11 protein-coding genes are annotated in these 12,872 nt (G+C 64.2%); 5 read left to right on the forward strand and 6 right to left on the reverse strand.

Translation table 11 applies throughout. From position 1 onward, the window contains the following. The first annotated feature begins 159 nt into the window (after positions 1–159). Positions 160–3,162 carry a phosphoenolpyruvate carboxylase gene (gene ppc, locus LDZ21_RS10435; protein ID WP_244793245.1) on the forward strand — a complete coding sequence of 1,001 codons (3,003 nt, stop codon included), beginning with the start codon at positions 160–162 and terminating at the stop codon, positions 3,160–3,162. Positions 3,163–3,184: 22 nt separating this feature from the next. Here ppc and LDZ21_RS10440 read toward each other — a convergent pair whose 3' ends face one another. Beyond that, entirely contained in the window at positions 3,185–3,949 is a 765-nt protein-coding gene (locus LDZ21_RS10440) for a class I SAM-dependent methyltransferase (RefSeq protein WP_244793247.1), read from the reverse strand. Positions 3,950–4,062: 113 nt separating this feature from the next. Between LDZ21_RS10440 and LDZ21_RS10445 the strand changes: the two genes are divergently transcribed. From LDZ21_RS10445 to LDZ21_RS10455, 3 genes are all read left to right on the forward strand, one after another. Then, the gene (locus tag LDZ21_RS10445) at positions 4,063–4,872 is read left to right on the forward strand and encodes a helix-turn-helix transcriptional regulator (RefSeq protein WP_244793249.1); all 810 of its coding nucleotides are present in this window, start codon (positions 4,063–4,065) and stop codon (positions 4,870–4,872) included. Positions 4,873–4,939: 67 nt separating this feature from the next. Then, entirely contained in the window at positions 4,940–6,343 is a 1,404-nt protein-coding gene (argH, locus tag LDZ21_RS10450) for an argininosuccinate lyase (protein WP_244793251.1), read from the forward strand. 117 nt (positions 6,344–6,460) lie between these two features. Further along, positions 6,461–7,393, forward strand: a complete 933-nt coding sequence (locus tag LDZ21_RS10455; protein WP_244793253.1) for a bestrophin family protein — start codon at positions 6,461–6,463, stop codon at positions 7,391–7,393. Here the strand turns inward: LDZ21_RS10455 and LDZ21_RS10460 are convergent. Then, positions 7,390–7,764 carry a T6SS amidase immunity protein Tai4 family protein gene (locus tag LDZ21_RS10460; RefSeq protein ID WP_244793255.1) on the reverse strand — a complete coding sequence of 125 codons (375 nt, stop codon included), beginning with the start codon at positions 7,762–7,764 and terminating at the stop codon, positions 7,390–7,392. The genes LDZ21_RS10455 and LDZ21_RS10460 overlap by 4 nt on opposite strands. After that, entirely contained in the window at positions 7,764–8,198 is a 435-nt protein-coding gene (locus LDZ21_RS10465; protein WP_244793257.1) for a type VI secretion system amidase effector protein Tae4, read from the reverse strand. The genes LDZ21_RS10460 and LDZ21_RS10465 overlap by 1 nt, the downstream gene beginning before the upstream one ends. 248 nt (positions 8,199–8,446) lie before the next feature. On the opposite strand from LDZ21_RS10465, the gene gstA reads away from it, so the two are divergent. Beyond that, positions 8,447–9,052 carry a glutathione transferase GstA gene (gene gstA, locus LDZ21_RS10470; protein WP_244793258.1) on the forward strand — a complete coding sequence of 202 codons (606 nt, stop codon included), beginning with the start codon at positions 8,447–8,449 and terminating at the stop codon, positions 9,050–9,052. A 75-nt stretch (positions 9,053–9,127) separates the two neighbouring features. Here the strand turns inward: gstA and LDZ21_RS10475 are convergent, their stop codons facing one another. From LDZ21_RS10475 to LDZ21_RS10485, 3 genes are all read right to left on the reverse strand, one after another. Continuing rightward, entirely contained in the window at positions 9,128–11,413 is a 2,286-nt protein-coding gene (locus LDZ21_RS10475; RefSeq protein WP_035960554.1) for an arginine/lysine/ornithine decarboxylase, read from the reverse strand. Positions 11,414–11,500: 87 nt separating this feature from the next. Continuing rightward, on the reverse strand, positions 11,501–12,070 hold the full coding sequence (gene dcd / locus LDZ21_RS10480) for a dCTP deaminase (protein ID WP_014190693.1): 570 nt from the start codon (positions 12,068–12,070) through the stop codon (positions 11,501–11,503). A 164-nt stretch (positions 12,071–12,234) separates the two neighbouring features. After that, positions 12,235–12,768 carry a superoxide dismutase family protein gene (locus tag LDZ21_RS10485; protein ID WP_035960553.1) on the reverse strand — a complete coding sequence of 178 codons (534 nt, stop codon included), beginning with the start codon at positions 12,766–12,768 and terminating at the stop codon, positions 12,235–12,237. Between the last annotated feature and the right edge of the window lie 104 nt (positions 12,769–12,872).

Below are 12,872 nucleotides of genomic sequence, written 5' to 3' on the forward strand. Positions count from 1 at the left end.
CCGTGCGTGGCCGCGGCACGGGGAGACACGTGCGCCGCCACACCGCGCTTCGAGCACGTCCGCTTTTGCTGATCCGCATGACACGCCCAGGACGCCGGCCCCGGCCCCGGCCGCCGCGTCTGCCGATGTTCTCTGGCTTGCATCAAAGAGGAATCCAACGTGACGTCTTCCGCATCGGCCCGCCCGGCCAGCAGCAACGGCGCATTGCCTGACTCATCCTCTGACGCGCCGCTCGCGTTTGAGGCAAAGCCATCGAAGAAATCCGACCCCGTGACGCCGCGCAAGAAGCCGAAGGCCGACCCCGTCATCGACGAAACGTCCGCCGAACGCGCGAAGCCCACGAACCGCGCCCGCGACGACAAGGACCGCCCGCTCTTCGAGGACATCCGCTTTCTCGGCCGGCTGCTCGGTGAAGTGTTGCGCGAGCAGGAAGGCGACGCCGTGTTCGACATGGTCGAAACCATCCGTCAGACCGCCGTGAAATTCCGCCGCGAAGACGATGTCGATGCGTCGCAGGCGCTGGAAAAACGCCTGCGCGCGCTGTCGCCGGAGCAGACGGTGAGCGTCGTGCGCGCGTTCAGTTATTTCTCGCATCTGGCGAATATCGCGGAAGACCGGCATCACAACCGCCGCCGGCGCATTCACGCGCTCGCGGGCACCGCGCCGCGGCCCGGCGCAATCGCCTATGCCATCGAGCGGATGCGCGAGCAGAAGAACGTCAGCGCGACGCGCAAGCTGCTGCAGAAGTTCTTCGACGACGCGCTAATCGTCCCCGTCCTCACCGCGCATCCGACCGAAGTGCAGCGCAAGAGCATTCTGGATGCGCAGCACGACATCGCCCGGCTGCTCGCCGAGCGCGATCAGGAACTGACCGCCCGCGAACGTGCGCGGAACGAAGCGGTGCTGCGCGCGCGCGTGACGTCGCTGTGGCAGACGCGCATGCTGCGCGACGCGCGGCTGACCGTTGCCGACGAGATCGAAAACGCGCTGTCCTACTATCGCGCGACCTTTCTGCAGGAAATTCCCGCGCTTTACGCCGATATCGAAGCCGCGCTCGCCGAGCACGGCCTGCCCGCGCGCCTGCCGCCGTTCTTCCAGATGGGAAGCTGGATCGGCGGCGACCGCGACGGCAATCCGAACGTCACCGCCGAGACGCTCGAAAACGCGATCACCCGGCAGGCGACCGTCATCTTCGAACACTATCTCGAAGAAGTGCACAAGCTGGGCGCGGAGTTGTCGGTGTCGGAGCTGCTGTCCGGATCGAGCGCGGCGCTGCAGGCACTCGCCGATGCGTCGCCGGACCGCTCGCCGCATCGCACGGACGAGCCGTACCGCCGGGCGCTGATCGGCATCTACACGCGGCTCGCCGCGAGCGCGCGCGTGCGGCTCGGCGAGGGCGCGGTGTCCGTGCGCAGCGCAGGACGCGGCGCGACGCCGATCCGTGCGACGCCCTACGCCGACGCCGCCGAGTTCACGCGCGATCTGCACGTGCTGATCGATTCGCTCGCGGAGCATCACGGCGCGTCCCTGTCGTCGCTGCGCTTGTCGCCGCTCGCGCGAGCATCGGAAGTGTTCGGTTTCCATCTCGCGAGCATCGATCTGCGGCAGAGTTCGGACATCCACGAAGCCGTCGTCGCGGAGTTGCTGTCGCGCGGCGGCGTCGAGCAGGACTACGCGGCGCTTTCGGAGGAAGACAAGCGCCGCGTGCTGTTGAAGGAACTGGCGCAGCCGCGTCCGCTGCGTCTGCCCTATGCGCGCTATTCCGATCTCGCGACGAGCGAACTCGGCGTGCTCGAAGCGGCGCGCGTGACCCGCGAGAAATTCGGCACGCGCGCCGTGCGCAACTACATCATTTCCCACACGGAAACCGTCAGCGACCTGCTGGAAGTGATGCTGCTGCAGAAGGAAACCGGCGTCCTGCAAGGCTGTCTCGGCAGCGACGACGATCCCGCGCGCGATGGCCTCATGGTAATTCCGCTCTTCGAGACGATCGCGGACTTGCGCAATGCGCCCGTCATCATGGGCGATCTCTTCTCGCTGCCGGGCGTCGATGCGCTCATCGAGAATCAGGGCGGCGAGCAGGAAGTCATGCTGGGTTATTCGGACAGCAACAAGGACGGCGGCTTTCTCACGTCGAACTGGGAGCTGTATCGCGCGGAACTGGCGCTCGTCGCGTTGTTCAAGCAGCGGCGCACGACGCTCAGGCTGTTCCACGGGCGTGGCGGCACCGTCGGACGCGGCGGCGGCCCGACCTATCAGGCGATCCTGTCGCAGCCGCCCGGCACCGTCGACGGCCAGATTCGCCTGACCGAGCAAGGCGAAGTCATCGCGAGCAAGTTCGGCAATCCGGAAATCGGGCGGCGCAATTTGGAAACGGTCGTCGCCGCGACGCTCGAAGCCACGCTCCTGCCGCACGAAAACGCGCCTGCCGATTTGCCGAAGTTCGAAGCGACGATGCAGACGCTGTCCGATGCGGCGATGTCCGCGTATCGCGCGCTCGTCTACGAGACGCCCGGCTTCACCGATTACTTCTTCTCGTCGACGCCGATTGCGGAGATCGCGGAGCTGAACATCGGCAGCCGGCCGGCGTCGCGCAAGCTGCAGGACCCGAAGCATCGCAAGATCGAGGATTTGCGCGCGATTCCGTGGGGCTTCTCATGGGGACAGTGCCGCTTGCTGCTGACGGGCTGGTACGGCTTCGGCAGCGCGGTCACGGCCTATCTGGATCAGGCCGCATCCGATGCCGACCGCACGAAGCGCCTTGCCACGCTGCGCAAGATGCACAAGACGTGGCCGTTCTTCCAGAACCTGCTGTCGAACATGGACATGGTGCTCGCGAAAACCGATCTCGCGGTGGCCTCGCGCTATGCGCAGCTCGTCAGCGACAAGAAGCTGCGCAAGCTCGTGTTCGAGCGGATCGTCGCCGAACACGAGCGCACGTGCCGCGTGCTCGGCGAAATCACCGGCAAGAGCGAGCGGCTTGCCGACAACCCGCTGCTCGCGCGATCGATCAAGAACCGCTTCCCGTATCTCGATCCGCTGAATCACCTGCAAGTGGAACTGCTCAAGCGTCATCGCTCGGGAGACCAGAACGTGCGGCTGCGGCGCGGCATTCATTTGACGATCAACGGGATCGCGGCAGGCTTGCGCAATACCGGCTGACGATCCCGCCGGGGCGAACGCGTCAGTTGCGGCGCGTCGCCTCGATCATCAACGCGTCCAGTTCGAACGAGCAGTCGTCCTGCACGCTGAAGTACTGGCGCACTTCGTCGGGCGCGCTCGTCCACATCGAGCGGATCGCGGTCACGCGCTCCGGCGGCGTGCGCATCCGCGCTACCCACGCTTCGAATTCCAGCGGAATGCGCCAGCGCTCGGTCACCTGCGCGTCGAAGCCGGCTGCGTCGAGCATCGCGATCCACTCGTCCGCGCGATAGTCGCGAATGTGCGACGCGTCGCGCAGCAATTCGATCGCCTGGATATGCGTGTCGTAAAGCGGATCGTCGATGCCCGCAATATCGATGAACTTCAGCCGCCCGCCCGGCTTCAGCACGCGATGCGCTTCCCGGAGCGCGCGCGGCACGTCGCGCCAGTGATGCGCGCTCATGCGGCTCACGGCCCAGTTGAACGATGCATCGTCGAACGGCAGCGTCTCGGCGGCGCCCTGCTGCGTGCGGATCGTCGCGAGGCCGCGTTCCTTCGCGGCGGCATCGACCGTGGCGAGCATCTGCGGCGCGATGTCGTACGCCACCACTTCCCGCACATGCGGGGCGATCGCGAAGCTCGCGTGGCCCGCGCCGCAGCCCATGTCGAGCACCGTCGCGTTGCCGCACGTAGCCGCGAAGGTCGCGGCGAGATTCTGCAAGTCCGCGCCGGTCGCGTGAACCTGGCTCGTGAGATACGCGGCGGCGGTCGAGCCAAAGGCGTCGGCGACCTGTTCGTGGTGTTTCATCGTGGGCTCCGTTTTGTCGTCGGCTGAAGTGCCTGCCGCTACAATAGAGCCCGCCTGGTACCAGTACAAGTTGACTAGATATTCTGGTATCGGAACCACCTGTCGAAGTCTGAATGAACGCTGAGAAAAACTCTTCCGAGCCGATGCCCGAGACGCCTGCCCGCGCACTCGGCGATTTCATCCGCACGCATCGCGAACGCCTGTCGCCGCTCGCCGTCGGTTTGCCGCCGGGCCCGCGCCGCCGCACGCCCGGGTTGCGGCGCGAGGAAGTCGCGCAGCTGTGCGGCGTGAGCCCGACGTGGTACACGTGGATCGAGCAGGGCCGCCCGGTGTCCGCTTCCGCCGATGCGCTCGCGCGCATCGCGGTCGCGCTGCAACTGTCGCGGGCGGAGCGGGCTTACCTGTTCGAGCTCGCCGCCCAGCGCGATCCCGCCGAGCCCGATCCCGCCGCGCAGGACGTGCCGGCCGCGCTGCTGCAGACGGTCGGGCTGATCGGCGCGCCCGCCTACGTGCTCGACCGCCAGTGGAATGCGCTGCGCTGGAACGCGCCCGCCGCCGAGCTGTTCGTCGGCTGGCTCGACGGCGAGCACGACCGCAATCTGCTGGCGTACACGTTCACGTCGATGGCCGCGCGGGAATTGATCGTCGATTGGGAAACGCGCGCGCGACGGCTCGCCGCCGAATTTCGCGCCGATTCCATCCGTCACCTGAACGACCCGCCCACGCGCGCGCTGATCGATTCGCTGACAGCCGCCAGCGATGCCTTCGCGCGCTACTGGGCCTCGCAGGACGTCTTCGAGCGCGAAGGCGGCGAGCGCGCGTTTCAGCATCCGGTGCGCGGGCGCATCGTTTTCAATCAGATCACGTTCAAGCCCGCGCATCGCGAGGATCTGAAGCTGGTGATTCTGGTCGGGTCGGAATAGTCCCGAATGTTAAAATCTTCGTCTTCCGGCTTGACGCAAAGCCGCTCCAACCGCTGACAACATCACCATGACGTCCCAACTCCACAAAAAAGGCGAAGCCTGGTCGGCTCGCTTCTCCGAGCCGATGTCGGAGCTCGTCAAGCGCTATACGTCGTCGGTGTTTTTCGACAAGCGGCTTGCGCTCGTCGACATTCAAGGCTCGCTCGCGCACGCATCCATGCTCGCCGCGCAGAAGATCATCAGCGCCGATGACCTCGCGGCCATCGAGCGCGGCATGGCGCAGATCCAGGGCGAAATCGAGCGCGGCGAGTTCGAGTGGAAGCTGGACCTGGAAGACGTGCACCTGAACATCGAGGCGCGTCTGACGGCGTTGATTGGCGATGCCGGCAAGCGCCTGCACACCGGCCGCTCTCGCAACGATCAGGTTGCGACCGACATCCGCCTGTGGCTGCGCGGCGAGATCGACCGCATCGGCGGCCTGCTGACGGACCTGCGCGGCGCGCTCATCGACATGGCCGAGAAGCATGCCGACACGATCATGCCCGGCTTCACGCATTTGCAGGTCGCGCAGCCGGTGACGTTCGGGCATCACCTGCTCGCCTACGTCGAGATGTTCGCCCGCGATGCTGAACGCATGCGCGATTGCCGCAAGCGCGTGAATCGCCTGCCGCTCGGCGCGGCGGCGCTCGCGGGGACGAGTTATCCGATCGACCGTAAAGCGGTAGCGGCGTCGCTCGGCTTCGACGGCATTTGCGCCAATTCGCTGGACGCCGTGTCCGACCGCGACTTCGCAATCGAATTCACGGCGGCGGCCGCGCTCGTGATGACGCACGTGTCGCGCTTCTCGGAAGAACTGGTGCTGTGGATGAGCCCGCGCGTCGGCTTCATCGATCTGGCGGATCGCTTCTGCACCGGCTCGTCGATCATGCCGCAGAAGAAGAATCCCGATGTGCCCGAACTGGCACGCGGAAAGACGGGTCGCGTGAACGGGCACCTGATGGCGCTGCTGACGCTGATGAAGGGCCAGCCGCTCGCGTACAACAAGGACAATCAGGAAGACAAGGAACCGCTCTTCGATACGGTCGATACCGTCGCCGATACGCTGCGCATCTTCTCGGAGATGGCGGCGGGCATCACGGTCAAGCCGCAAGCGATGCGCGCTGCGGCGCTGCAAGGCTTCTCGACGGCCACCGATCTCGCGGACTATCTCGTGAAGCGCGGCCTGCCCTTCCGCGACGCGCACGAAGCCGTCGCGCACGCGGTGCGCATCTGTGACGATCGCGGCTGCGATCTCGCGGACCTGTCGCTCGACGCGATGCGCATCGAGTTGCCGAACGTCGCGCATCTGATCGGCGAAGACGTGTTCAGCTATCTGACGCTCGAAGGCTCGGTCGCGAGCCGCAATCATCCGGGCGGGACCGCACCGGACCAGGTGCGCGCGGCGGCGAAGGCTGCGCGGGCGGCGCTCTGAACGCGCGCTTGCTTCGCACGCATTGCATGAAGGGCCGTCGGATTCGACGGCCTTTTTTGTCGCCACGCGATCGCCGGCATTTCGGGATAATCGCGTGATCGTCCCTGGCGCTCCATCATGATCATTCGCCCCAAGCTGCACTGGTTCCGCATGCTGTTCGTCTGGCGCGGCTCCGTGCTGCCGCAATTGCTGCCGCGCCTGGGGCTGATCTTCGCGCTGTCGGTCGCGGCGATCTTCATGCACGACCACATGCGCCACTACCCGATCGGGCTCGGCACGCCGCCGTTCGCGCTCGTCGGGATCGCGCTCGCGGTGTTTCTCGGCTTTCGCAACAGCGCGAGCTATGACCGCTGGTGGGAAGGCCGCAAGCTATGGGGATCGCTGCTGATTACGGCGCGTTCGCTCGCGCGGCAGGCGCTGGCGTTGCAGCATCCGCGCGATACGGAAGCGACACGGCGCTTTCTCGCCGCGATCGGCGGCTTCGCGCATGCGCTGCGGCACCAGTTGCGCGGCACCGATGCGTCCGCCGATCTCGCGCCGCGCCTGCCGCCCGAACTGCTCGCGCGGGTGGACGCCGCGCAATACAAGCCCGCGACGATCCTGCTGTGGCTCGGCGAGTGGATCGCGGAGCGCAAGCGCGATGCGTCGCTCGACGGCTACGCAGTGCTCGCGATGGACCACAACCTGAATGCGCTGTCGGTGGTCGTCGGCGGATGCGAGCGGCTTGCATCGACGCCGCTGCCGTTTTCGTACTCGGTGATGATCCATCGCACGATCTACGTGTTCTGCTTTCTGCTGCCGTTCGGCCTCGTCGATGGCACGGGCGTGCTGACGCCGCTCTTCGCGCTGCTGGTGGCGTACGCGTTCATGGCGCTGGAAGCGATCGCCGCGCAGATCGAGGACCCGTTCGGGCTCGAGGAGAACGATCTCGCGCTGAGCGCGATATGCGCGACGCTCGAAGCCGCGCTGCACGATATGGCGGCCGACCCGGGTTTTGCCTCCGCGCCGCCCGCCGCGCGGGAGCCGTCGCGGATGTTCATCGTTGATTAGCGGCGGAGGCGAGGCGGGTTGACGAGGCGTTTGGTGAGGGCGTCGAGCGGCTTGCCGTCGAACAAGTCGATGCACTTCTTCGTTCCGAAAGACGAGTCGATCGAGCCGGTGTAATGCCTGTTCGCGTAGTCGGTCGCCAACTGATCGACTGCGCTGTACGCATCCGCCGGAACAATGCCGGCTTCGAGATAGATGCTGGCCGTGGCCTCGGCGTCCCGCTTCACTGCCGCGTCAGCGTAGACCTTCCCGAGGCATCGGCTCAATGCCCATCGCTTCAAAAGCGCCTGTTGTTCTACCATCGATGCAGAGTGCGCTGCCGCGACGGCTTGACTTAGTACGAAGAGCGCGACGCCTGCGACAAATGTGCGCATCAGTGCAACTTCCATAGCGATGCTGTTTCGGGAATAAACGTGCCGTTGTCGGGGTTGTGAAGCAGATGGCATGAATCCGAGCACGCATTGCCGTCCCACAAGGTGACGTGCCCTTGCGCGTTGTCCCAGCCGTGTCCTCGAACAACGAGAATGCCCTTCTCGCCGCGGAAATCGTCCTCCTTGGGGGACTTGACCGTTTTCTCCGGCTTGCCGAACTGACGTTCGAGATAAGCCATCATGTCGTTCACTCGAAACAGATACTGTGCACCGTCGGCGCCCGACACGGATGCGTAGGCAGCGTCCTTCCTGACACGGAAACCAGTGCGGTTCAATACATAGCTCATTCTGATCGGGCAGGCGTTCTGGAAAATGCCAGCTTTGACATTGTCGTTCACCCGGCCGCCGATTAGCTTCCCCACTTCCGCCACGCTCACGCGCACGTCAAGGAAAGCGAGCCATGCGCTCGCGAATGGTGGCCTCGCGCTCATTGTTGACCTTTCTTATCAGTGTTTGATTCGCCAGCGTAGTCGTTAGCCTTACGAAGTCATACACGATTTATCCGATTCATTACCGCTTCCAACGATCCATCATTTCGCCCGACAACATGAACCATTCCTCACCCGTCACTGCCCGCTCCAATTCGAATCGTTCATAATGCTCCGCGATTCACTTGGAGATTCGAATGAAACTGTTTTACAAAGCCGGCGCATGTTCGCTTGCATCGCACATTGTTCTTGAAGAGTCCGGTCTGCCGTACGAGATCGAAGCAGTCGATCTCAAAACGAAGCTGACCGCAAGCGGCGCGGATTTCACGGCGATCAACGCAAAAGGCTACGTGCCCGCGCTGCAACTCGATAACGGCGAATTGCTGACCGAAGGCCCGGCGATCATGCAGTACATCGCCGATCAGGTGCCCGCGAAGCATCTGGCGCCGCTCGCCGACGCCATGGCGCGCTATCGCCTGCAAGGATGGCTCACGTTCATCGGCACCGAACTGCACAAGAACTTCTCGCCGTTCTTCAATCCGGCCGCGTCGAGCGACTGGAAAGCGGCAGCGATGGCCAATCTCGAGCGCCGTCTGGCTTACGTCGCGAAGCACATCGACGACAAGCAGTTCCTGCTCGGCAGTGAATTCGGCATCGCCGATGCGTATCTCTTCACCGTGCTTAGCTGGGCGCCGCACATCGATCTCGACCTGAACAAGTGGCCGGCGCTGGTCGCCTATCAGTCGCGCGTGGGCGCACGCGCTGCGGTTCAAGCGGCAATGAAGGCCGAAGGCCTGATCTGACGCATCGCAGCCCTTCAGCGATAAAAAAACGGCCCTCGCGGGCCGTTTTCATTTGCAGCATGGAGAGCGAAGGCGTCAATCACGCACGCAATCGACGAAATACTCGATGCGCCCGTTGATCATCTCGCCGACGAGCCCGTGGATATCCGTATGGAAGCCCGGGAAGCGCTCATTGAACTCACGCGCGAAACGCAGGTAATCGACGATCGTGCGATTGAAGCGCTCGCCCGGAATCAGAAGCGGAATGCCCGGCGGATACGGCGTGAGCAAAATGCTCGTCACGCGGCCTTCGAGTTCGTCGATCGGCACGCGGTCGATCTCGCGGTGCACGAGCTTCGCGTACGCTTCCGACGGCTTCATCGCCGGCTCCATGCTCGACAGATACATCTCGGTCGTCAGACGCGCGATGTCGTTCGCGCGATACACGCTGTGAATCTGCTGGCACAGATCGCGCAAGCCGATGCGCTCATATGACGGATGCTGCGCGACGAATTCCGGCAGCACGCGCCACAGCGGCTGATTGTTGTCGTAGTCGTCCTTGAACTGCTGAAGCTCGGTGACCATCGAGTTCCAGCGGCCCTTCGTGATGCCGATCGTGAACATGATGAAGAACGAATAAAGCCCCGTCTTCTCCACGATGATGCCGTGCTCCGCCAGGTAGCGCGTCACGATGCCGGCCGGAATGCCGGTGTCGCCGAACTCGCCGTCGACATCGAGCCCCGGCGTGATGATCGTCGCCTTGATCGGGTCGAGCATGTTGAAGCCTTCCGCGAGCGGGCCGAAGCCGTGCCAGCGGTCGTTCGGCTTCAGCATCCAGTCCTCGCGATCGCCGATGCCTTCCTCGGCCAGCGCGTCCGGGCCCCAGACCTTGAAGAACCAGTCGTCGCCGTATTCGGCGTCGACCTTGCGCATCGCGCGGCGGAAATCGAGCGCCTCCGCAATCGATTCCTCCACGAGCGCCGGGCCGCCAGGCGCTTCCATCATCGCGGCGGCGACATCGCACGACGCGATGATCGCGTATTGCGGCGACGTCGACGTGTGCATCAGATACGCCTCGTTGAAGCGATGACGGTCGAACGTGCTGTTCTCGCTGTCCTGCACGAGAATCTGCGACGCCTGCGAAATGCCGGCGAGCAGCTTGTGCGTGGAATGCGTCGCGAACACCAGCGCGCCGGTGCGCGGCCGGCCCGCGCCGATCGCGTGCATGTCCTGATAGAACGAATGGAACTCCGCGTGCGGCAGCCACGCTTCGTCGAAATGCAGCGTGTCGAGCATGTCGCCGAGCAGGTCCTTGATCATCTCGACGTTGTAGATCACGCCGTCATACGTGCTCTGCGTGATGGTCAGGATGCGCGGCTTCACCTTCGGATTCTTCGCCAGCACTTCGCGGGCGAACGGATTCTCTTCGATCTTCTTGCGAATGACCTCGGGCTTGAACTCGTTGCGCGAAATCGGACCGATGATGCCGAAGTGATTGCGCGTCGGCGTGAGGAACACGGGGATCGCGCCCGTCATCGTGATCGCGTGCAGGATCGACTTGTGGCAGTTGCGGTCCACGACGACGATATCGCCCGGTGCGACCGTCGCGTGCCACACGATCTTGTTCGACGTCGACGTGCCGTTCGTCACGAAGAACAGGTGATCCGCGCTGAAGATGCGCGCCGCGTTGCGCTCGGACGCCGCAACCGGCCCGGTGTGATCGAGCAACTGGCCGAGTTCCTCGACCGCGTTGCACACGTCCGCGCGCAGCATGTTCTCGCCGAAGAACTGATGGAACATCTGCCCGAGCGGATTCTTCAGGAACGCGACGCCGCCCGAGTGCCCCGGACAGTGCCACGAGTACGAACCCTCTTCCGCGTACTGCACCAGTTCCTTGAAGAACGGCGGCGCGAGCGAATCGAGATACACCTTCGCCTCGCGGATGACGTGACGCGCCACGAACTCCGGCGTGTCCTCGAACATGTGGATGAAGCCGTGCAGTTCGCGCAGGATGTCGTTCGGCAGATGCCGCGACGTGCGCGTTTCGCCGTACAGGAAAATGGGAATGTCGGCGTTGCGGCGGCGCACGGCGTCGATGAACGCGCGCAGTGCGACGATCGCCGAGGCCAGCTCGGGCGTATCGCCTTCGACGACGACGTTGTCGGCGTAAGGCAGCAGCTCGTCGTCATCGATCGAAAGGATGAAGCAGGACGCGCGGCTTGATTGCTGCGCAAATGCGGCGAGATCGCCGTAGCTCGTCAGGCCGAGCACTTCGGCGCCTTCGCGCTCGATCGCCTCGGCCAGCGCGCGAATGCCGGAACCCGAAATGTTCTCGGAGCGAAAGTCTTCGTCGATGATGACGACGGGAAAGCGGAACTTCATGAGGCGAATCTCCAAATGGAACGACCGCTGCCCGAGCATCGGATCAGCGGTCTTTCAACTGCGTGCGCGTGTCTGACGATGCGAGGCTCAGGTCTTCGGCAGCGTCACGCCGTGCTGCCCCTGGTACTTGCCCCCGCGATCCGCATAGGACGTCTCGCAAATCTCGTCGCTTTCGAAGAACAGAACCTGGGCTACGCCCTCGTTCGCGTAAATCTTCGCAGGCAAAGGTGTCGTATTCGAGAATTCGAGCGTGACGTAGCCTTCCCATTCCGGCTCGAACGGCGTCACGTTCACGATGATTCCGCAACGCGCGTAAGTCGACTTGCCGAGGCACACGGTCAGGCACGAGCGCGGAATTCGGAAATATTCGACGGTGCGTGCGAGCGCGAACGAATTCGGCGGAATGATGCAGACGTCGCCCTTGAAATCCACGAACGATTTCTCGTCGAACGCTTTGGGATCGACGATGGTGGAGTTGATGTTCGTGAAGATCTTGAATTCGTCGGCCACGCGGATGTCGTAGCCGTAGCTCGACGTTCCGTAGCTCACGATCTTGCGGCCGTCCTCGGCCACGCGCACCTGATCGCGCACGAACGGCTCGATCATCTTGTGCTCTTCGGCCATGCGCCGAATCCACTTGTCGGACTTGATGCTCATAGGAACGCTACCCAGCGTTGCAGCTTGCGATCGCGCGATCCGACCGCAGGCCTTCGGTGAAACGGCGCATGACCCGGCCGGGCCAGACGAGAGACGAATGAAAACGAAGCGCGTATTTTACGCGAATGAAGTGCGGCACGAAGCCGGCTGTTCGGCCGGCGCGCTCAGCGCCGGATCACGCCGCAGGCAAGCGCCGGACCTACGTTGTGCGGGCTCATCGTATAAGACTCCGTGGCTTCGCGATGCAGCATGATCGCGCGGGAGATAACGGAGCGCACGCCGTCGAGCGACACGTCCGTCGCGACGATGAAGCCCGTTGCCGTGCCGTTGGCGTCCGCGTGAATGTTGCCCAGTTCGCCTTCGAGCCGCCCGCTCGCGCGTGCCCGTTCGCCCGGCAGCGCGAAGACCGGGCTTGCGTCGGCCCCGTTCACGGCGATGCAGTCGCCGCGTTCGTGCACCTGCAACGCGTGATCGCTGTTAGGCGGCATGTTGGTGATGCTGTAAGTGACCTGGACGCCGTCCGATCGCTCGATCAGCGTGATGGTGCCCCGCGCCGTGTTGCCGGGCGTGGGCTTCAGCGTGGCGTCCGCGATTTTCTCGTGATTCTGGAAGATGATGCCGCAACCGCTCAGCGCAACGCTGCATGCGGCCGTGGCGAACAAGGCGGCAAGCGCCCTCCCGTCGAATCTGTCTCTCATGCGATCCTCTTGGCGGCCCGCCGACGCCCCGTGCGTCCACGTTGCCGCGCTTTGAAGGCGACATGATACCGCGAGCCGCACCGCACAAGGCTCGCGAAAGACAC

Source organism: Caballeronia grimmiae, from assembly GCF_022879615.1.
Classification (GTDB): domain Bacteria; phylum Pseudomonadota; class Gammaproteobacteria; order Burkholderiales; family Burkholderiaceae; genus Caballeronia; species Caballeronia grimmiae.